This is a genomic window from Escherichia sp. MOD1-EC6475 (assembly GCF_003046645.1).
GTDB lineage: Bacteria > Pseudomonadota > Gammaproteobacteria > Enterobacterales > Enterobacteriaceae > Escherichia > Escherichia ruysiae.
Genome location: NZ_PZKQ01000025.1, coordinates 58,387 through 78,133 on the forward strand (window position 1 = coordinate 58,387; position 19,747 = coordinate 78,133).

Here is a 19,747-nt window from a genome sequence, read left to right on the forward strand (position 1 = left end):
AAGCGAAACAGGGTAGTCATTGCTCAGATGATGACAGGTAATGGCGTGGATATCGAATGATATGCTGACAGAGAAAATCAGTCTGTTCAAATGGCTGTGCGGTTTTGGATAGCCCGAAATAGTCCACTGTCAGGCTATCCAGAGAGCGGAATTATTCCGCCAAAGTGCGCTTTTGCTGTTCGAGATCGCGTTCGATCCCTTCACGAACATCCTGGGGAATTTTCAGCGCGTCGCCCAATGCATTCAGGTAGCTACGCTCCATGAAATGATCAATATCAATAGCTGCACAGCTCAAGAAATAGATTTCCAGCGCCTCTTCTTCATTACGAATCCCATTCGCCAGGCGCTGTGGATCCAGCGGTTGTTCAATTGCCTGTTCAATGAGAACACGTCCCTGCTCCTCCACACCAGCTTCACGCAATTGCTGGTCGATAGCCGCACGTTCTTTGGCATCAATATGACCATCACTTTTAGCGGCAAAGACCAGTGCAAGGATCAAACGTTCCGTACGCTCATCCAGCGGCGTGCTTTGAGTACCGAACTGCGGTTCGTCCTGATGTGCCGCACGAATTTTATCTTTGTATTTGTTCCACAGCACCGTACCCGCTACCGCTCCGCCGCCAACCAGCAACGCATTGGTGCCATATTTCGTGAGAAGTTTACGTGCTGATTTATTTGCGACCAGCAGCCCTGCCAGCCCGCCTAATGCGCCCGGCACTAAAAGTTTGCCCAATCCCTGATCCGTAGACGAGGAGGTAGAAGAACTGTTTTGCCCAAGAAGGGATTGCAGTTGATTTAACCAGTTAGCCATATTTGCTCCTCAATAACCATTTTTAGTGCCTGTAGCATAGCGGATGAGGATGTCAGAAAGTGTATATTGCGGCAAAAGATGCGCAAATAAGCGGACCGAAAAGGAAGTCAGCGACGGAAATTCGCGTCAGATAAGGTGCTTGCTGTGGAGCTGCTATGTTGGAAATTTGGGGGAAGGATTGATTGGGATTATCTGTTGCTGATTGCCTGCTGCGATGCGGTCGCGCCTTATCATGCCTACGGGTGTGAAATATTGTAAGGCGGACAGGCGTTTACGCCGCATCCGCCAGGAATTATGCGCAATGACTAATAGCCATTAACGCCGCTGATATTCCGCCATTCCCGCTTTACAGTCCACGCTTACCTGATAATGAATATCGGCACTTTTACCGCGCACAGTTAGCGGAACTGACCATTTATCATCTTTACCCTGAATATCCTGCAAACTGACCCACGCTACCGGATCTGCCTGACCAACGATTTTTTGATCGTCTGCCCAGCGCGCTATGCGGTTTTGTTGATAATCGCGTTTTACACTCGCGGCAATTCCGGCTGCATCCAGACCTTCACACTTTGGGAAAGTTACCGACTTGCTGGTTTCGTTATTTGCAGCGAAAACTGATACGCAGGCAGAAAGCAGTAACAGCCCCAACAACGCTCCTCTTTTTTTCATGTTTTTCTCCATAGCACAATGATTCAGGAGAAAGCATGGTACAAATTGTCAGGAGCGCAAGTTGCTTCAGGCGGCGTGGGTCTCATCTTCCGCATCGTTGCTATTATCGACCACCTGCGGAGACGGTAATTTGCCTGTTTTCAGAATGGTACTCAGGACATCTTTCTGTTCTGCCAGCCACAGTGAAAGAGCTTCACGTTGCTCGTCTTCCATTTTGACCGGGGAATTTGCCAGCCAGGTGTCGAGCAGATCCGCCGTATCAAGCATTTTGTCATAAGCATCGGCTTCCTTTTTGCTGGTAAACGACATCTTCTCTTCGCCCTCACGAATGACTACGTATTTAATTTCAACCGCCATTTGCAGCCTCTCATCATAACTGTAATTTTATACAGTATATTTCTTTTCAGTTGAGAAATCAACGCAAGCAATCAAGCAATAAAGACACACGCAAACGTTTTCGTTTATACTTCACGCGGAATTAATCAAGGGATATTCGTTATGACGTTATTAGGCACTGCGCTGCGTCCGGCAGCAACTCGCGTGATGTTATTAGGTTCCGGTGAACTGGGTAAAGAAGTGGCAATCGAGTGCCAGCGCCTCGGCGTAGAGGTGATTGCGGTTGATCGCTATGCCGACGCGCCAGCCATGCATGTCGCGCACCGCTCCCATGTCATTAATATGCTGGATGGTGATGCATTACGCCGCGTGGTTGAACTGGAAAAGCCGCACTATATCGTGCCGGAGATTGAAGCTATTGCCACCGATATGCTGATCCAGCTTGAAGAGGAAGGACTGAATGTTGTCCCCTGCGCGCGCGCGACGAAATTAACCATGAATCGCGAGGGCATCCGCCGTCTGGCGGCAGAAGAGCTTCATATTCCCACTTCAACGTATCGTTTTGCCGACAGCGAAAACCTTTTCCGCGAGGCGGTTACCGCCATTGGCTATCCCTGTATTGTTAAACCGGTGATGAGTTCTTCCGGCAAGGGGCAGACATTTATTCGCTCCGCCGAACAACTTGCTCAGGCGTGGGAGTACGCCCAGCAAGGCGGTCGCGCCGGAGCGGGTCGTGTGATTGTTGAAGGCGTGGTTAAGTTTGACTTCGAAATTACACTACTGACCGTCAGCGCCGTGGATGGTGTCCATTTCTGTGCGCCAGTAGGTCATCGTCAGGAAGATGGAGACTACCGTGAATCATGGCAACCGCAGCAAATGAGCCCGCTTGCCCTTGAACGTGCGCAGGAGATTGCCCGTAAAGTGGTGCTGGCGCTGGGCGGTTATGGGCTGTTTGGTGTCGAGTTGTTTGTCTGTGGTGATGAGGTGATTTTCAGTGAAGTCTCCCCTCGCCCGCATGACACCGGGATGGTGACGTTAATTTCTCAGGATCTCTCAGAGTTTGCCCTGCATGTACGCGCGTTCCTTGGACTGCCTGTTGGTGGGATCCGCCAGTATGGTCCAGCCGCTTCAGCCGTTATCCTGCCGCAACTGACCAGTCAGAATGTCACGTTTGATAATGTGCAGAATGCCGTAGGCGCAGGTCTACAGGTTAGATTATTTGGTAAGCCGGAAATTGATGGCAGCCGTCGTCTGGGTGTGGCTCTGGCGACCGCAGAGAGTGTTGATGAGGCGATTGAACGCGCGAAGCACGCCGCCGGTCAGGTGAAAGTGCAAGGTTAAATCTGTTAAAAGCAAGCGACAAAAATGCCCGATTCACAATCGGGCATTTTTAACTTTTACAGCTTAGCGCCTTCTACTGCTTCACGCGCCAGTTTAGTAATACGGTCGTAATCGCCCGCTTCCAGCGCATCCGCCGGAACCAGCCAGGAACCACCGATGCACAGTACGCTTTTCAGCGCCAGGTAATCACGGTAGTTAGCCGGAGAAATACCACCAGTCGGGCAGAAACGCACCTGGGAGAACGGACCTGCGATCGCCTGCAGGGCTTTCACGCCGCCATTAGCTTCAGCCGGGAAGAATTTGAACTCTTTCAGACCGTAGTCCATACCCAGCATCAGTTCGGAAACAGTGCTGATCCCTGGGATCAGAGGAATTGTACCTTCAGTCGCCGCTTTCAGCAGTGGCTCAGTCAGACCCGGGCTGATTGCGAACTGTGCACCCGCTTCGGTCACTTCTGCCAGTTGCTGTGGATTCAGCACCGTACCGGCACCCACAATCGCTTCAGGCACTTCTTTGGCGATAGCACGGATAGCATCAACTGCACACTCGGTACGCAGAGTCACTTCCAGAACGCGCACCCCACCAGCAACCAACGCTTTTGCCATCGGCACCGCGTGTTCCAGTTTTTTTACCACGATAACCGGTACAACCGGGCCGGTGGTCAGGATTGATTCTGCACTTGTTTTCCAGTTTTTCATCAGAGTTTTCTCTCGCCTGATTACAAATTTGTCGTCTTAAAAAGTGATACAGGTTGCGCCCTGTTCGGCACCGGACAGTTTTTCACGCAAGGCGCTGAATAATTCACGTCCTGTTCCCACGCGTGACGCGCTCAGGTCAGGAATGTGCGGTTCGCGAGCAGCCAGTTCCGCTTCGTCTACCAGCAGCGTCAGTTCGCCTGTCTGTCCATTCACACGAATGATGTCCCCGTCGCGCACTTTTGCCAGCAGCCCGCCATCGTAGGCTTCTGGTGTTACGTGGATAGCTGACGGCACTTTACCTGAAGCACCAGAGAGTCGTCCATCAGTAACTAACGCAATTTTGAAACACCGGTCCAATAATACACCAAGTGGCGGCATGAGTTTATGTAATTCTGGCATTCCGTTCGCTTTTGGCCCCTGATGACGGACAACGACCACACAATCGCGGTCCAGCAAACCCGCTTCAAAGGCCGGCATAACGTCATGCTGGCTTTCAAAAACAACCGCAGGCGCTTCAATTACCTGATTTTCTACCGGCACGGCAGAGGTCTTCATGACCGCACGCCCCAGGTTACCACTTAACACTTTTGTCCCACCATGATGAGAGAAAGGCTGCTCGAAGGAAGCTATCACATTACTGTCGAGCGATTTTTCTGCGCCTTCGCGCCAGTCCAGCTCACCGTTATTCAGCCATGGTTCGAGGGTATAACGCGAAAGGCCAAAACCCGCTACCGTGTTGACATCTTCATGCAGCAGACCCGCCTTGAGCAGTTCACGCACCAGCACCGGTACACCACCTGCCGCCTGGAAGTGGTTAATATCAGCCGGACCGTTCGGGTAGAGACGCGCCATCAGCGGTACGACATCAGAAAGATCAGAGAAGTCATCCCAGTTAATCTGAATACCCGCCGCACGCGCCATCGCCACCAGATGCATTGTGTGGTTAGTGGAGCCGCCGGTCGCCAGCAGTGCAACAATACCGTTCACCACCACTTTCTCGTCGATCATCTTACCGATCGGCATCCATTCATTACCATTGCCGGTCATGCGTGTAACCTGGCGCGCAGCGGCTGCGGTTAATGCATCACGCAACGGGGAGTCCGGATGAACAAAAGAAGAGCCCGGCAACTGCATCCCCATAAACTCCACCACCATCTGGTTGGTGTTGGCAGTACCGTAGAAAGTACATGTACCCGGCGCATGATAAGATGCAGCTTCTGACTCCAGCAGCGCCATACGATCCACTTTGCCTTCGGCATAAAGCTGGCGAATACGTACTTTTTCTTTATTTGGCAACCCGCTTGCCATTGGACCTGATGGCACAAATACCGCAGGCAGATGACCGAACGACAAAGCCGCCATCGTAAGCCCAGGGACAATCTTGTCGCACACGCCGAGAAACAGCGCGCCATCAAACATATTATGGGACAGCCCCACCGCCGCAGACATTGCAATCACTTCGCGGCTTAGCAGCGACAGTTCCATGCCGTCCTGCCCCTGGGTTACACCATCGCACATAGCCGGAACACCACCTGCAACCTGGCCGACCGCGTTGGCTTCATGCAGTGCTTTACGAATAATCTCCGGGTAGTGTTCATAAGGCTGGTGGGCAGAGAGCATGTCGTTGTAGGAGGTGATGATAGCGATATTGTTACGCAACATGCTTTTCAGAGAGGCTTTGTCTTCTGGCTGGCAGGCAGCGAAACCGTGTGCCAGGTTACCACATGCCAACTGCGAACGATGAACGGTCGAAGTTTTCGCTTGTTCGATCCGGGCGAGGTATGCAGAGCGAGTCTCGCGCGAACGTTCAATGATTCGATTTGTTACGCGTAACAATTGTGGATTCATAAAGGCTCCTGAAATTGAGTTGTCAGAGCAGGATGATTCACAACGCGTTTCATTCAGGAAAATTATGACTGAAACGCCTGTAACCGGAGCTCATAGGGCAGAAACGTTTCAGTCAGTGTAATAAAAAAAGCCTCGTGGGTGAATCCACACGAGGCTCAAAAGTGTAAAAATTACTCTACAATCTGTGCAAGATCATGTTACCGGTAAAATAACCCGTAAGGATAAGTCGAGATATTACTCAAACTCATTCCAGGAACGACCGTCACGAGTAATCATCGCCACCGAGGCAACAGGTCCCCAGGTTCCGGCCTGATACGGTTTCGGTGCATCGTTGTCCATCGCCCAGGCTTCAGTAATAGAATCCACCCATTTCCACGCTTCTTCTACTTCATCGCGACGCACAAACAATGCCTGAATACCGCGCATCGTTTCCAGCAACAGACGTTCGTAAGCATCAGCCAGATGTGTCTGATTAAAGGTTTCTGAATAGCTCAGATCCAGCTTAGTGATTTGCAGGTTATGTTTATGGTCAAGACCAGGGACTTTATTCAGTACCTGGATATCCACGCCCTCATCAGGTTGCAGACGGATGGTTAATTTGTTCTGCGGCAGATCCTGCCAGGATTCTTTAAACAGATTCAGTTCTGGCGTTTTGAAATAGACCACCACTTCAGAGCATTTAGTCGGCAGACGTTTACCGGTACGCAGGTAGAACGGTACGCCAGCCCAGCGCCAGTTATCGATGTCGACGCGGATCGCCACGAAGCTTTCCGTGTTACTGCTTTTGTTCGCGCCCTCTTCTTCCAGATAACCCGGTACTTTTTTGCCCTGCGCAAAACCTGCGGTGTACTGCCCACGCACCGTCTTTTCACGCACGTTAGAGCGATCAATGCGGCGCAGCGACTTAAGTACTTTCACTTTTTCATCCCGGATGCTATCGGCACTCAGATCAGACGGCGGAGACATCGCAATCATGCAGAGAATTTGTAGCAGGTGGTTCTGGATCATATCGCGCATCTGACCGGCTTTATCGAAATAGCCCCAGCGCCCTTCGATCCCAACCTCTTCTGCCACCGTGATCTCAACATGATCAATGGTGCGATTGTCCCAGTTGTTCACAAACAGTGAGTTAGCAAAACGCAGCGCCAGCAGGTTCAGTACCGTTTCTTTACCCAGATAGTGGTCGATACGGTAAACCTGACACTCCTCGAAGTATTCGCCTACCTGATCGTTGATTTCACGCGAGGTCGCCAGCGACGTACCCAGCGGTTTTTCCATCACCACGCGTGCCGGTTTGCCGTTCAATTTCGCCTCACCCAGCCCTTTGCAGATTGCACCAAAGGTGCCAGGAGGCATGGCAAAGTAGTTAATGGTGATACGATTTTTTTGATCCAGCATCGCACCGAGACGACTGAATGCAGCCGTATCATTGACGTCGAGATTACAAAAATCCAGACGCGCACTCAGGGTGTCCCATAAACCTTCATCAATGGTTTCTTTCATGAAAGTTTCGAGCGCCTCGCGGACAACTTTGGTATATGCCGCTTTATCCCAGTCAGCACGCCCTACGCCGATAATCCGGGTGTCTGGGTTGAGCTGACCGGCTTTTTCCAGTTGATACAGGGAAGGCAGCAATTTACGACGCGCAAGGTCGCCTTTCGCGCCGAAAATGACCAGGTCACAGGCCTGGGCTGTTTGCGTTACCGCCATGTCATTCTCCTTAAGTTAACTAACCCGGTACTTAAGCCTGGGTATAATTGTAATTTTCTTACGGTGCACTGTACTGCTTTTACGAGCTTGCGAAAACTGTAAACGCTTATCCACCCGTGCGATTACGGCAAAAGCGCGTAAAGTGCGGCAAAACTGATAAAAAAACCATCGTTTTCCTTTGGGTAAAAATCTGACACTGATCATGTTATGAAAAAAAATAACAACTTTTTTATCTGCTTTTGTCATTAACACAGCACACAGGCGTAATATCTGACAAAACTGCATTTCGATTTCTTTCAGTGTGGAAATCGTCATTACCCGTGAGTCTCTTTACATCATGAATATGCTGGAAAAAATCCAGTCTCAGCTGGAACATTTGAGCAAATCAGAACGCAAAGTTGCCGAGGTCATTCTTGTCTCGCCCGACAACGCGATCCATTCGAGTATTGCTGCGCTGGCACTGGAAGCCAATGTTAGCGAACCGACAGTCAATCGATTCTGTCGCAGCATGGACACTCGCGGTTTTCCTGATTTTAAACTGCATCTGGCGCAAAGTCTGGCTAATGGCACACCCTATGTTAATCGCAACGTCAGTGAAGATGACAGCGTTGAATCATACACAGGGAAAATATTTGAGTCGGCAATGGCTACTCTCGATCACGTCCGCCACTCGCTGGATAAGTCCGCCGTCAATCGTGCTGTTGATCTCCTCACCCAGGCGAAGAAAATTGCCTTTTTCGGGTTAGGTTCTTCTGCCGCTGTTGCTCACGATGCAATGAATAAGTTTTTTCGCTTCAATGTTCCGGTGATCTACTCGGACGATATCGTACTGCAGCGAATGAGTTGTATGAACTGTAGCGATGGAGACGTCGTTGTGTTGATTTCCCACACCGGCAGGACCAAAAATCTGGTTGAACTGGCGCAGCTGGCGCGGGAAAACGACGCAATGGTGATTGCCCTCACCTCTGCTGGTACACCACTCGCCCGGGAAGCAACGCTGGCAATTACCCTCGACGTACCGGAAGATACTGACATTTATATGCCCATGGTCTCTCGACTTGCCCAGTTGACCGTGATAGATGTGCTGGCAACAGGATTTACTTTGCGACGCGGCGCAAAATTCAGAGATAACTTGAAGCGGGTCAAGGAAGCTCTCAAGGAATCGCGTTTTGATAAGCAGTTACTTAATTTAAGTGACGATCGTTAAAACGATTGCCACTGTTCTAATCTTATACGACATCCGAATGAGATTAATTTATCGCCAAAATGGCTTTATTTCATTCGGATTTCATGTTCAAGCAACACCTTGTTGTTTCAGTCAACGGAGTATTACATGTCCAGAAGGCTTCGCAGAACCAAAATCGTTACCACGTTAGGCCCTGCTACTGATCGCGATAATAACCTTGAAAAAGTTATCGCTGCCGGCGCAAACGTTGTACGTATGAACTTTTCTCACGGCTCGCCTGAAGATCACAAAATGCGCGCGGATAAAGTTCGTGAAATTGCCGCAAAACTGGGGCGTCATGTGGCTATTCTGGGTGACCTTCAGGGGCCAAAGATTCGTGTATCTACCTTTAAAGAAGGTAAGGTATTCCTCAATATTGGGGATAAATTCCTGCTGGACGCCAACCTGGGGAAAGGTGAAGGCGATAAAGAAAAAGTCGGTATCGACTATAAAGGATTGCCTGCTGACGTCGTGCCTGGCGATATTTTGCTGCTCGACGACGGTCGCGTTCAGTTAAAAGTGCTGGAAGTCCAGGGCATGAAAGTGTTCACCGAAGTGACCGTCGGCGGCCCTCTCTCCAACAATAAAGGGATCAACAAACTCGGCGGCGGCCTGTCGGCTGAAGCACTGACCGAGAAAGATAAAGCAGATATCCAGACTGCGGCGCTGATTGGCGTGGATTACCTGGCTGTCTCCTTCCCTCGCTGCGGCGAAGATCTGAACTATGCTCGCCGTCTGGCGCGCGACGCAGGTTGTGATGCGAAAATTGTCGCCAAGGTTGAACGTGCAGAAGCCGTTTGCAGCCAGGACGCGATGGACGACATTATTCTCGCCTCTGACGTGGTGATGGTTGCACGTGGCGACCTCGGCGTAGAAATTGGCGATCCTGAACTGGTCGGCATTCAGAAAGCGTTGATTCGTCGCGCGCGTCAGCTGAACCGTGCGGTAATCACTGCGACCCAGATGATGGAGTCAATGATTACCAACCCAATGCCGACTCGTGCAGAAGTTATGGACGTGGCAAACGCCGTGCTGGATGGTACTGACGCAGTAATGTTGTCTGCAGAAACCGCTGCGGGTCAGTATCCGTCAGAAACCGTTGCAGCCATGGCGCGCGTTTGCCTGGGTGCGGAAAAAATCCCAAGCATCAACGTGTCTAAACATCGTCTGGACGTTCAGTTCGACAATGTGGAAGAAGCTATCGCCATGTCCGCGATGTATGCGGCTAACCACCTGAAAGGTGTTACCGCTATCATCACCATGACCGAATCAGGTCGTACCGCGCTGATGACTTCCCGTATCAGCTCCGGACTGCCAATTTTTGCGATGTCTCGCCATGAGCGCACCCTGAACCTGACTGCGCTTTATCGTGGTGTAACGCCGGTCTATTTTGACAGCGCGAATGATGGCGTGGTTGCTGCCAGCGAAGCGGTAAATCTGCTGCGCGATAAAGGCTACCTGATGTCTGGTGACCTGGTAATTGTCACCCAGGGCGATGTGATGAGTACCGTGGGTTCTACCAATACCACGCGTATTTTAACCGTAGAGTAAGTACATTGCCGGATACGGTGAAAACGCCTTGTCCGGCCTGCAATTCAATGATAATTCAACAGATTTGAAGCAAACTTGAACTTATCATCAGACGAAAGCCTCTCTTCGTGAGAGGCTTTTTCTATTTGATAGGATAAAGATCTTTACGTTTATAAGGCTGGATTTCGCCCGGTTTGCGAGTCTTGAGCAATTTTAAAATCCAGGTGTATTGCTCTGGTCGCGGACCAACAAAAATCTCGACTTCTTCATTCATCCGCCGCGCAATGGTATGGTCATCTGCCTCTGACAAGTCATCCATCGGCGGGCGCACCTGAATCGTCAAACGATGTGTCTTGCCGTCATAAATCGGAAACAACGGTACGACACGCGCACGACACACTTTCATCAGACGACCAATCGCGGGCAGCGTCGCTTTATAGGTTGCAAAGAAATCAACAAATTCACTGTGCTCCGGGCCATGATCCTGATCGGGCAAATAATAGCCCCAGTACCCCTGACGAACCGACTGGATGAACGGTTTTATGCCGTCATTCCTCGCATGTAGACGACCACCAAAACGACGACGCACGGTGTTCCAGACATAATCAAAAACCGGGTTGCCCTGATTATGGAACATCGCCGCCATTTTCTGCCCTTGCGAGGCCATCAGCATCGCGGGGATATCTACCGCCCAGCCGTGCGGCACCAGAAAGATCACTTTCTCGTCGTTACGCCGCATCTCTTCGATGATTTCCAGTCCCTGCCAGTCTACGCGCGGCTGAATTTTTTCCGGCCCGCGTATCGCCAGTTCTGCCATCATCGCCATCGCCTGCGGCGCTGTGGCAAACATCTCATCCACAATCGCTTCGCGTTCAGCTTCGCTACGTTCTGGAAAGCAAAGAGACAGATTGATTAACGCACGACGACGTGAGCTTTTACCCAATCGTCCGGCAAAACGTCCCAGCCGCGCCAGAATGGGATCGCGGAATTTCGGAGGAGTTAAGGCAATGCCGGCCATCGCCGCCACACCCAACCAGGCTCCCCAGTAACGCGGATGGCGAAAGGATTTATCAAACTCAGGAATGTATTCACTATTATTTTTTTTCGTTTCCATGCTTTTCCAGTTTCGGATAAGGCAAATATCAATCTGCTGATAGTGTAGCGGCGCAACTTGCCCCGCACCAAATAAAAAAGCCGGTACTGACTGCGTACCGGCTGCGAATGGGTGTTAATTAATCAAACTGTAGCTGCGGCACAATCTCTTTGGCCTGCGCCAGGAACTCACTGCGATCGGAGCCAGTCAGCCCTTCGGTACGCGGCAGTTTCGCCGTCAGCGGGTTTACGGCCTGCTGGTTGATCCATACTTCATAGTGCAAATGCGGCCCGGTTGAACGCCCGGTATTACCAGAAAGCGCGATACGATCGCCACGTTTTACCTTCTGCCCCGGTTTCACCAGAATCTTGCGCAGGTGCATATAACGCGTGGTATAGGTGCGGCCATGACGGATCGCAACATAATAACCTGCGGCGCCACTGCGTTTGGCTACAACCACTTCACCGTCGCCCACCGAAAGTACCGGCGTACCCTGTGGCATCGCGAAATCAACGCCCCTGTGCGGCGCAACGCGGCCTGTTACCGGGTTCAGACGACGCGGGTTAAAGTTAGACGAGATACGGAACTGCTTCGCCGTCGGGAATCGCAAGAATCCTTTCGCCAGACCAGTACCGTTACGATCATAGAACTTGCCATCTTCGGCACGGATAGCGTAGTAATCTTTACCTTCAGAACGCAAACGTACGCCCAGTAACTGGCTTTGTTCACGTTTGCCATCAAGCATTTCACGTGACATTAATACCGCAAATTCATCGCCTTTTTTAACCTTCCGAAAGTCCATCTGCCACTGTAACGCTTTAATCACTGCGCTCACTTCAGCACTGGTTAAACCAGCACTTCTGGCGCTGGCAACAAAGCTCGACCCTACAGTGCCTTTCAGTAGATTATTAACCCACTCCCCTTGCTGCATTTCGCTGGTCATTTTAAAACCGTTTGCTGCAGTGCGGTCATAGGTACGCGTTTCCCGACGAGAAACTTCCCAGGTCAGACGTTTTAAATCGCCCTCTGCGGTTAATGTCCAGGTGAGTTGTTGACCAATTTTCAGGTTACGCAGATCTTTATCCGCAGCAGCCAGTTGGGTGATATCACCCATATCAATACCATATTGATTGAGGATGCTACTTAGCGTATCGCCTGTGGAAACAACATATTCATGCACACCCGCTTCTCCGGCGATCTTGTCGTCCAGTTCATCTTGCGGAATGGCTTCATCTTCTTGTGCGGCTTGATCAATCGGTTCACTGGCTTCAGGTAAAAGTGAACGGATTTCGTTTTGTTCCAGCTCAATAGTTTTGACAATTGGCGTGGCGTCGCGGTGGTAAACATAGGGCCGCCAGACAGCGACGGCCAGAGTAAGAACGGTGAGCGACCCCAACATAACGCGGTGTGGTCGCGGTAAATTATTAAACGCCAGGGCGACAGAGCGGGCTATCTGTTGCACGTAATCACTTCCTCATTAATCTCCTTTCAGGCAGCTCGCGTACTGGTTGGCTAATTGATTCAGAAATTCTGAATAGCTTGTTTTACCCAGTTTGACATTCGTCCCAAGGGGATCCAACGTTCCCATACGAACGGATGTCCCTCGTGCGACGCTTTCAACGACCGCTGGCCTGAACTGTGGTTCAGCAAAAACGCAGGTTGCTTTTTGCTCAACCAACTGTGTTCTTATTTCATGTAAACGCTGCGCGCCCGGTTGAATCTCTGGGTTAACGGTAAAATGACCAAGCGGTGTCAGTCCGAATTGTTTTTCGAAGTAGCCGTAAGCATCATGAAAAACGAAATAACCTTTTCCCTTGAGCGGCGCGAGCTCATTACCAACCTGTTTATCGATTGCAACTAATTGTGCCTCAAAATCCTTCAGGTTGGCGTCAAGTTTGGCTCGACTTTGCGGCATAAGTTCCACTAATTTTTCATGGATTGCAACCGCTGTAGCCCGCGCTATCTCTGGGGAGAGCCAAAGATGCATGTTGAAATCGCCGTGATGGTGATCTTCGTCACTTTTTTCCGCGTGGTTATGATCATCATCATCGCCGTGAATACTTTTCATCAGCATCGGTTTCACATCATCTAGCTGCGCAATCGTTACCTGTTTCGCCTCAGGTAATTTGCTCACCGGCTTTTGCATAAACGCTTCCATCTCCGGGCCAACCCAGACGACTAAGTCCGCGTTCTGTAAGCGTTTTACATCCGATGGACGCAGTGAATAATCGTGTTCAGAAGCACCATCAGGCAGTAATACTTCAGTCTCTGTTACCCCATCAGCAATGGCGGAAGCGATGAATCCAATAGGTTTAAGCGAAGCAACAACGGCGGCATCTGCCGCCTGTGTTGCACCACCCCAGAGAGCGGCGGATAATGCTGCGAAAAGAAGCGTTTTTTTATGTAACATAATGCGACCAATCATCGTAATGAATACAAGAAGTGTGATATTATAACATTTCATGACTACTGCAAGACTAAAATTAACATGACAAGTCTGGTTTCCCTGGAAAATGTCTCGGTTTCTTTTGGCCAACGCCGCGTCCTCTCTGATGTGTCGCTGGAACTTAAACCTGGAAAAATTTTGACCTTACTTGGGCCGAACGGCGCAGGTAAGTCGACGCTGGTGCGGGTTGTGCTCGGGCTGGTAACACCAGATGAAGGTGTTATCAAGCGCCACGGAAAACTGCGTATCGGCTACGTGCCGCAAAAGCTCTATCTCGACACCACGTTGCCACTGACCGTAAACCGTTTTTTACGCTTACGCCCCGGTACATATAAAGAAGACATTCTGCCCGCACTGAAACGCGTTCAGGCCGGGCATCTGATTGACGCGCCAATGCAAAAGCTCTCTGGCGGCGAAACGCAGCGTGTACTGCTGGCGCGCGCGTTGTTAAATCAACCGCAATTATTAGTGCTGGATGAACCCACTCAAGGCGTGGATGTAAATGGTCAGGTTGCGTTGTACGACCTGATTGATCAACTGCGTCGCGAACTGGATTGTGGCGTATTAATGGTTTCTCACGATCTGCATCTGGTGATGGCAAAAACCGATGAAGTACTTTGCCTCAATCACCACATCTGTTGTTCCGGCACACCGGAAGTCGTTTCCCTGCATCCAGAATTTATTTCGATGTTTGGACCTCGCGGTGCTGAGCAGCTGGGTATATATCGCCATCATCATAATCACCGCCATGATTTACAGGGGCGGATTATTCTGCGTCGGGGAAATGATCGCTCATGATTGAATTATTATTTCCTGGTTGGTTAGCCGGGATCATGCTGGCCTGTGCTGCAGGTCCGCTGGGTTCGTTTGTTGTCTGGCGCCGTATGTCTTATTTCGGCGACACGCTGGCGCATGCATCTTTACTTGGCGTCGCGTTTGGCCTGCTACTGGATGTGAATCCTTTCTATGCAGTGATTGCGGTTACGCTGCTGCTGGCGGGCGGTCTGGTATGGCTGGAAAAGCGCCCACAACTGGCGATCGATACATTATTGGGAATTATGGCGCACAGTGCTTTGTCGCTGGGTCTGGTCGTCGTCAGCCTGATGTCTAACATTCGCGTTGACTTGATGGCATATCTGTTCGGTGATTTGCTGGCAGTGACGCCGGAAGATCTTATCTCCATTGCGATTGGCGTGGTCATCGTGCTGGCAATTCTGTTCTGGCAATGGCGCAATTTACTGTCGATGACGATTAGCCCGGATCTGGCGTTTGTTGATGGCGTGAAATTACAGCGCGTAAAATTATTGTTGATGCTGGTGACGGCATTGACGATTGGCGTGGCAATGAAATTTGTCGGCGCGTTGATTATTACCTCGCTGCTGATTATTCCTGCGGCTACTGCACGTCGTTTTGCCCGCACGCCGGAGCAGATGGCTGGTGTCGCTGTTTTGGTGGGGATGATTGCCGTAACTGGTGGTTTAACCTTTTCCGCGTTTTACGATACGCCAGCAGGCCCGTCGGTGGTGCTGTGTGCGGCGCTGTTGTTTATTATCAGTATGATGAAAAAGCAAGCCAACTAAATTGCGACTGGCACTATACAGTGCCAGTTTCATCGACCAGGTCACCGCATTACGAGTATCACCAAAAAACCATTCTGTAAGAACGAGCGACCAGAGAATGTTTATATGGTCTGCATAAAATCCATGTCCGCATTCGACAAATTATACGACGATATTAAGAATTTTCCTTTGCAGTTATTTCTCCACGAAAAAGCGAAACCAGATCCACTAACCCGCGAAAAATATCATCGTTCTCTCGAAAAAACGTGAGTGAGCAGATAAGCAGTCTCTGGAAACTGGCAATAAATACAGGAATGTAGCACCGAGAAATAGGAGTATCAGTATAAGTTCGTAAGGCGTATGAATTGCAGCACATTTGCTCGCCGGGCATTAAGTGCAGGAGTAAATCCAATCTTCATTACTGCACAGAGGGGCATTTTTCTGTTCGCATTGGGGGCAAATAATAATGACAATCCCCTGGCAATTCTGGATGTAAATTTCAGTTCTGATGCACCAACAGTGCCCCGTTCAAAACGAGAAAGTAACCCCTTCTGTTTCAACTACTCACTGCGCCCAGTCCGGTTTATTGAGTATATGATCCTGCCAGTCGATCACTTCTGATTCTTTCACCGCAATATGACGTACAGAGATTCGCTCACCGTGCATTGCCGCTTTCGAACCAGTCATCAGCGGATGCCACTCTGGCAATGTCTTCCCTTCCGCCAGCAACCGATAAGCACAGGTCATCGGTAGCCATTCGAATGTTGGCAGGTTTTCGCGGGTTAATTTAATGCAGTCGGGTTCAAACTCGAAGCGGCGTTCGTAGTTCCGACATTGACAGGTTTTAATATTAAGCTGACGGCAAGCGACGTTAGTGAAGTAGATTTCGTCGGTGTCTTCATCCATCAGTTTATGCAGGCAGCACTGACCACAACCATCACACAACGACTCCCATTCTGCATCGCTCATTTCATCAAGGGTTTTACTTTGCCAGAAAGGTATATCGCTCATCAGGTGTTCCGCCATTACGTTAAAACGCACCTTATAACCAGTCTGGCACAGCGATGCAAGTTTTGCCGCCTCATTCAGGCGGCAAAAAAGTATTACAAAACGCGAGTTGTCAAAGAATGACCATCGAAAGTAACAGTCAGTTCATCGCCACTGTGTAGCGGGCCGACACCATCAGGCGTGCCTGTTAACACAACGTCACCGGCCTTGAGGGTAAAAAACTTGCTCATATAAGCAATCAGCGGAACGATTTTATGGATCATGTCCGCAGTCGTACCTTGTTGGCGTTGTTCGCCGTTTACGCTCAGCCCCAGCGATATATTTTGCGGATCGCCAGTGAACTCTGCGGCGGGAATAAACCCGGAAAGTGGACAAGAGTTATCAAACGCTTTGGCCTTTTCCCACGGCTGCCCGGCTTTCTTCATTTTTGCCTGAATATCACGTAATGTCAGATCGAGCGCCACGCCGTAACCCACAATAGCTTTTCGCACATGCTCTTCCGTGGCCTGACGTAGCGTCGCCCCAATCAACACTGCCAGTTCCACTTCATGATGAACCGCACCGAAATCTGAGGGGATAGCCAATGGCTGGCGCAGATCGCACAGTGCCGTTTCAGGTTTAATGAACAACACGGGCTCTTCAGGCACTTCACTCCCCATCTCTTTAATATGCCTGGCATAATTACTGCCAACACAAACTACTTTACTCACCGGATAATCCAGCAGCGCACCTTGCCAGTTGTGATGTTGATACATAACGCTCCTCTCACTTCATCGTGGATCTTAAAACCCGCTCCGACAAATATGATGACACCGCCGGATATTGGTTATTTTTTAGTGCTGTCTGTATTTTTCGCCATCACAGAAAGATGTTGCTTCAGCAAATCCTCAGGAGGTGGTGGCAATTGAAGATAATAGCCATGCTCAGCTAAGGCCTGTTTAACTTTCTCAATATCGGCATTTACCAGTTTCTTTCTCCCGTCCAATGGAAGAATCATCGCAAGTTGCGGTTGACCAAAACCTTTCATCAGCTCCTCTGGAACACGTGAAAAGTCGTCTTTTTTTTCAACATATAAATAGGTCTGGTCACGTTTACTACTTCGATAGATCACACAAAACATAATTTTACTCTGAATAAATGGGGGGGTGACTTGCCTCAATATAATCCAGACTATAACATGCCTTATAGTCTTCGTAATATCATCGCACGCTGATGATGATGGTAATTAGCTAATTGAGTAAGGCCAGGATGTCAAACACGCCAATCGAGCTTAAAGGTAGCAGCTTCACCTTATCTGTGGTTCATCTGCATGAGGCAGAACCTAAGGTTATTCATCAGGCGCTGGAAGACAAAATCGCTCAGGCTCCGGCATTTTTAAATCATGCTCCCATCGTACTCAATGTCAGTGGCCTCGAAGAACAGGTCAACTGGCCAGCAATGCACAAAGCTATCTCAGCAACAGGCTTGCGGATCATTGGTGTCAGTGGCTGCAAAAATGCGAAGCTGAAAGCTGAAATCGAAAAGATGGGGTTACCAATCCTGACTGAAGGAAAGGAAAAAGCGCCACGTCCAGCACCGACTCCCCAGGTTCCTGCGAAAAATACAACACCGGACACAAAAACACGCTTAATAGATACCCCTGTACGTTCCGGTCAGCGCATTTATGCGCCACAATGTGATCTGATTGTTACAAGCCATGTTAGCGCAGGGGCAGAATTGATCGCAGATGGTAACATTCATGTCTATGGCATGATGCGCGGTCGTGCGCTAGCCGGGGCAAGTGGTGATCGGGAAGCACAAATATTTTGTACGAGTCTGATGGCAGAACTGGTCTCTATCGCTGGTGAATACTGGCTGAGCGATAAAATCCCAGCAGAATTTTATGGCAAAGCGGCACGACTGCAATTAGTCGAAAACGCTTTGACCGTTCAATCGTTAAATTGATCCCTTTTTAACAAGGAATTTTTATGGCACGCATTATTGTTGTTACTTCGGGGAAAGGGGGCGTTGGAAAGACAACCTCCAGCGCGGCCATCGCCACTGGTTTGGCCCAGAAGGGAAAGAAAACTGTCGTGATCGATTTTGATATCGGCTTGCGTAATCTCGACCTGATTATGGGTTGCGAGCGCCGGGTCGTTTACGATTTCGTCAACGTCATTCAGGGCGATGCAACGCTAAATCAGGCGTTAATTAAGGATAAGCGTACTGATAACCTCTATATTCTCCCGGCATCGCAAACTCGCGATAAAGACGCCCTCACCCGCGAAGGGGTGGCCAAAGTTCTTGATGACCTGAAAGCGATGGACTTTGAGTTTATCGTTTGTGACTCACCGGCGGGTATTGAAACCGGTGCATTAATGGCTCTTTATTTCGCTGATGAGGCCATTATTACCACCAACCCGGAAGTCTCATCAGTTCGTGACTCTGACCGTATTTTAGGTATTCTGGCGTCGAAATCACGTCGCGCAGAAAACGGCGAAGAACCCATTAAAGAGCACCTGCTGTTAACGCGCTATAACCCTGGTCGCGTGCACAAAGGAGACATGTTGAGCATGGAAGACGTGCTGGAGATCCTGCGCATCAAGCTCGTCGGCGTGATCCCAGAGGATCAATCAGTATTGCGCGCCTCTAACCAGGGGGAACCGGTTATTCTCGATATCAACGCCGATGCGGGTAAAGCCTACGCTGATACCGTAGAACGTCTGTTGGGAGAAGAACGTCCTTTCCGCTTCATTGAAGAAGAGAAGAAAGGCTTCCTCAAACGCTTGTTCGGAGGATAAGTTATGGCATTACTCGATTTCTTTCTCTCACGGAAGAAAAACACGGCCAACATTGCAAAAGAACGGTTGCAAATTATTGTTGCTGAACGCCGTCGCAGCGATGCAGAACCACACTATCTGCCCCAGTTGCGTAAAGATATTCTTGAGGTCATTTGTAAATACGTACAAATCGATCCCGAGATGGTGACCGTACAGCTTGAGCAAAAAGATGGTGATATTTCCATTCTTGAGTTGAACGTAACCCTGCCGGAAGCAGAAGAGCTGAAATAAGCTGTATTAGCTCAGGTCCGATCTGACAGTTACCGGTTATTTATACAGGTATCTGTCAGATTACACCCTGGTTAAATTTTTCTCTTCCCCGGTTCGCTATTAAGTAATGTTGTCATCGGCGTCCAGGCACAGCCCCCTTCCCTCTGTTGAGTTCGCTCATTTGGTAGCTGCGTTGTTAGTACAGGAAATGGAAATTACCTCCTGTTTTGTATAAACGGTAACACTCCCCCTTCAAGCTCCAGCGTCAAATTAAGTCGCACTAATTCACATTATCGCCACCACAATAAAATCACTGACATTACGTTTTCTGATAAATATTGTTCACATATAAATTACACAATAATATTGATGTTTCAGATTGCCTTACCTTTGCAATGCAATGTTAACATTTGATGACATTTCTTGAATAAAATATTCAAA

General features: G+C 49.7%; 20 protein-coding genes. 8 read left to right on the top strand and 12 right to left on the bottom strand.

Going from position 1 to position 19,747, the window contains the following annotated elements:
- Positions 1-151: 151 nt before the first annotated feature.
- From A7589_RS08395 to yebG, 3 genes are all read right to left on the bottom strand, one after another.
- Complete coding sequence (locus A7589_RS08395; protein WP_000024718.1) at positions 152-811, bottom strand: tellurite resistance TerB family protein; 660 nt, start codon at positions 809-811, stop codon at positions 152-154.
- 315 nt (positions 812-1,126) lie between these two features.
- Positions 1,127-1,483: a protein YebF gene (gene yebF, locus A7589_RS08400; protein ID WP_010354346.1), complete on the bottom strand. Its 357-nt coding sequence runs from the start codon at positions 1,481-1,483 to the stop codon at positions 1,127-1,129.
- A 66-nt stretch (positions 1,484-1,549) separates the two neighbouring features.
- Entirely contained in the window at positions 1,550-1,840 is a 291-nt protein-coding gene (gene yebG / locus A7589_RS08405) for a DNA damage-inducible protein YebG (protein ID WP_000257576.1), read from the bottom strand.
- Between the two features lie 141 nt (positions 1,841-1,981).
- Here yebG and purT point away from each other — a divergent pair, with 141 nt between their 5' ends.
- A complete protein-coding gene (purT, locus tag A7589_RS08410; RefSeq protein WP_105282435.1) occupies positions 1,982-3,160 on the top strand; it encodes a formate-dependent phosphoribosylglycinamide formyltransferase in 1,179 nt (392 codons plus the stop codon).
- A 56-nt stretch (positions 3,161-3,216) separates the two neighbouring features.
- On the opposite strand, the gene kdgA is transcribed toward purT, so the two are convergent.
- From kdgA to zwf, 3 genes are all read right to left on the bottom strand, one after another.
- On the bottom strand, positions 3,217-3,858 hold the full coding sequence (kdgA, locus tag A7589_RS08415) for a bifunctional 4-hydroxy-2-oxoglutarate aldolase/2-dehydro-3-deoxy-phosphogluconate aldolase (RefSeq protein ID WP_000800512.1): 642 nt from the start codon (positions 3,856-3,858) through the stop codon (positions 3,217-3,219).
- Positions 3,859-3,894: 36 nt separating this feature from the next.
- Positions 3,895-5,706, bottom strand: coding sequence for a phosphogluconate dehydratase (gene edd / locus A7589_RS08420; RefSeq protein WP_001069467.1), 1,812 nt, complete (start codon positions 5,704-5,706; stop codon positions 3,895-3,897).
- 234 nt (positions 5,707-5,940) lie between these two features.
- A complete protein-coding gene (gene zwf / locus A7589_RS08425; protein ID WP_108188803.1) occupies positions 5,941-7,416 on the bottom strand; it encodes a glucose-6-phosphate dehydrogenase in 1,476 nt (491 codons plus the stop codon).
- A 337-nt stretch (positions 7,417-7,753) separates the two neighbouring features.
- On the opposite strand from zwf, the gene hexR reads away from it, so the two are divergent.
- Both hexR and pyk read left to right on the top strand, forming a co-directional pair.
- Positions 7,754-8,623: a DNA-binding transcriptional regulator HexR gene (gene hexR / locus A7589_RS08435; protein WP_001056712.1), complete on the top strand. Its 870-nt coding sequence runs from the start codon at positions 7,754-7,756 to the stop codon at positions 8,621-8,623.
- Between the two features lie 126 nt (positions 8,624-8,749).
- Entirely contained in the window at positions 8,750-10,192 is a 1,443-nt protein-coding gene (gene pyk / locus A7589_RS08440) for a pyruvate kinase (protein WP_000091160.1), read from the top strand.
- Between the two features lie 121 nt (positions 10,193-10,313).
- Here pyk and lpxM read toward each other — a convergent pair whose 3' ends face one another.
- The 3 genes from lpxM to znuA form a co-directional block, all read right to left on the bottom strand.
- Positions 10,314-11,285 (bottom strand): lauroyl-Kdo(2)-lipid IV(A) myristoyltransferase, encoded by a 972-nt coding sequence (gene lpxM, locus A7589_RS08445; protein WP_010357026.1) that lies wholly within the window; start codon positions 11,283-11,285, stop codon positions 10,314-10,316.
- A 118-nt stretch (positions 11,286-11,403) separates the two neighbouring features.
- Entirely contained in the window at positions 11,404-12,726 is a 1,323-nt protein-coding gene (gene mepM, locus A7589_RS08450; protein WP_001184034.1) for a murein DD-endopeptidase MepM, read from the bottom strand.
- 15 nt (positions 12,727-12,741) lie between these two features.
- Positions 12,742-13,674 (bottom strand): zinc ABC transporter substrate-binding protein ZnuA, encoded by a 933-nt coding sequence (gene znuA / locus A7589_RS08455; RefSeq protein WP_108188814.1) that lies wholly within the window; start codon positions 13,672-13,674, stop codon positions 12,742-12,744.
- Between the two features lie 78 nt (positions 13,675-13,752).
- Here znuA and znuC point away from each other — a divergent pair, with 78 nt between their 5' ends.
- Together znuC and znuB are read left to right on the top strand one after the other, a co-directional pair.
- Positions 13,753-14,508: a zinc ABC transporter ATP-binding protein ZnuC gene (znuC, locus tag A7589_RS08460; RefSeq protein WP_000202981.1), complete on the top strand. Its 756-nt coding sequence runs from the start codon at positions 13,753-13,755 to the stop codon at positions 14,506-14,508.
- Entirely contained in the window at positions 14,505-15,290 is a 786-nt protein-coding gene (znuB, locus tag A7589_RS08465; RefSeq protein ID WP_000571469.1) for a zinc ABC transporter permease subunit ZnuB, read from the top strand. Before znuC ends, znuB begins: the two co-directional genes overlap by 4 nt.
- Before the next feature lie 543 nt (positions 15,291-15,833).
- Here the strand turns inward: znuB and ycgN are convergent.
- The 3 genes from ycgN to A7589_RS08480 form a co-directional block, all read right to left on the bottom strand.
- On the bottom strand, positions 15,834-16,280 hold the full coding sequence (gene ycgN / locus A7589_RS08470) for a cysteine cluster protein YcgN (protein WP_016231670.1): 447 nt from the start codon (positions 16,278-16,280) through the stop codon (positions 15,834-15,836).
- A gap of 92 nt (positions 16,281-16,372) precedes the next feature.
- Complete coding sequence (locus tag A7589_RS08475; RefSeq protein WP_000284294.1) at positions 16,373-17,032, bottom strand: fumarylacetoacetate hydrolase family protein; 660 nt, start codon at positions 17,030-17,032, stop codon at positions 16,373-16,375.
- A gap of 71 nt (positions 17,033-17,103) precedes the next feature.
- Positions 17,104-17,397, bottom strand: coding sequence for a YcgL domain-containing protein (locus A7589_RS08480; RefSeq protein WP_001516252.1), 294 nt, complete (start codon positions 17,395-17,397; stop codon positions 17,104-17,106).
- A gap of 128 nt (positions 17,398-17,525) precedes the next feature.
- On the opposite strand from A7589_RS08480, the gene minC reads away from it, so the two are divergent.
- The 3 genes from minC to minE are packed head-to-tail and all read left to right on the top strand — an operon-like array spanning position 17,526 to position 19,327.
- The gene (minC, locus tag A7589_RS08485) at positions 17,526-18,221 is read left to right on the top strand and encodes a septum site-determining protein MinC (RefSeq protein ID WP_010357020.1); all 696 of its coding nucleotides are present in this window, start codon (positions 17,526-17,528) and stop codon (positions 18,219-18,221) included.
- 23 nt (positions 18,222-18,244) lie between these two features.
- Positions 18,245-19,057 carry a septum site-determining protein MinD gene (minD, locus tag A7589_RS08490; RefSeq protein ID WP_000101043.1) on the top strand — a complete coding sequence of 271 codons (813 nt, stop codon included), beginning with the start codon at positions 18,245-18,247 and terminating at the stop codon, positions 19,055-19,057.
- A gap of 3 nt (positions 19,058-19,060) precedes the next feature.
- Positions 19,061-19,327, top strand: a complete 267-nt coding sequence (gene minE, locus A7589_RS08495) for a cell division topological specificity factor MinE (protein WP_001185665.1) — start codon at positions 19,061-19,063, stop codon at positions 19,325-19,327.
- Positions 19,328-19,747 lie beyond the last annotated feature (420 nt).

Bases quoted from the DNA above. Each gene is read 5' to 3' on its own strand.
- A7589_RS08395 (WP_000024718.1), bottom strand. From the start codon at position 811: ATGGCTAACTGGTTAAATCAACTGCAATCCCTTCTTGGGCAAAACAGT.
- yebF (WP_010354346.1), bottom strand. From the start codon at position 1,483: ATGAAAAAAAGAGGAGCGTTGTTGGGGCTGTTACTGCTTTCTGCCTGC.
- yebG (WP_000257576.1), bottom strand. From the start codon at position 1,840: ATGGCGGTTGAAATTAAATACGTAGTCATTCGTGAGGGCGAAGAGAAG.
- purT (WP_105282435.1), top strand. From the start codon at position 1,982: ATGACGTTATTAGGCACTGCGCTGCGTCCGGCAGCAACTCGCGTGATG.
- kdgA (WP_000800512.1), bottom strand. From the start codon at position 3,858: ATGAAAAACTGGAAAACAAGTGCAGAATCAATCCTGACCACCGGCCCG.
- edd (WP_001069467.1), bottom strand. From the start codon at position 5,706: ATGAATCCACAATTGTTACGCGTAACAAATCGAATCATTGAACGTTCG.
- zwf (WP_108188803.1), bottom strand. From the start codon at position 7,416: ATGGCGGTAACGCAAACAGCCCAGGCCTGTGACCTGGTCATTTTCGGC.
- hexR (WP_001056712.1), top strand. From the start codon at position 7,754: ATGAATATGCTGGAAAAAATCCAGTCTCAGCTGGAACATTTGAGCAAA.
- pyk (WP_000091160.1), top strand. From the start codon at position 8,750: ATGTCCAGAAGGCTTCGCAGAACCAAAATCGTTACCACGTTAGGCCCT.
- lpxM (WP_010357026.1), bottom strand. From the start codon at position 11,285: ATGGAAACGAAAAAAAATAATAGTGAATACATTCCTGAGTTTGATAAA.
- znuA (WP_108188814.1), bottom strand. From the start codon at position 13,674: ATGTTACATAAAAAAACGCTTCTTTTCGCAGCATTATCCGCCGCTCTC.
- znuC (WP_000202981.1), top strand. From the start codon at position 13,753: ATGACAAGTCTGGTTTCCCTGGAAAATGTCTCGGTTTCTTTTGGCCAA.
- znuB (WP_000571469.1), top strand. From the start codon at position 14,505: ATGATTGAATTATTATTTCCTGGTTGGTTAGCCGGGATCATGCTGGCC.
- ycgN (WP_016231670.1), bottom strand. From the start codon at position 16,280: ATGAGCGATATACCTTTCTGGCAAAGTAAAACCCTTGATGAAATGAGC.
- A7589_RS08475 (WP_000284294.1), bottom strand. From the start codon at position 17,032: ATGTATCAACATCACAACTGGCAAGGTGCGCTGCTGGATTATCCGGTG.
- A7589_RS08480 (WP_001516252.1), bottom strand. From the start codon at position 17,397: ATGTTTTGTGTGATCTATCGAAGTAGTAAACGTGACCAGACCTATTTA.
- minC (WP_010357020.1), top strand. From the start codon at position 17,526: ATGTCAAACACGCCAATCGAGCTTAAAGGTAGCAGCTTCACCTTATCT.
- minD (WP_000101043.1), top strand. From the start codon at position 18,245: ATGGCACGCATTATTGTTGTTACTTCGGGGAAAGGGGGCGTTGGAAAG.
- minE (WP_001185665.1), top strand. From the start codon at position 19,061: ATGGCATTACTCGATTTCTTTCTCTCACGGAAGAAAAACACGGCCAAC.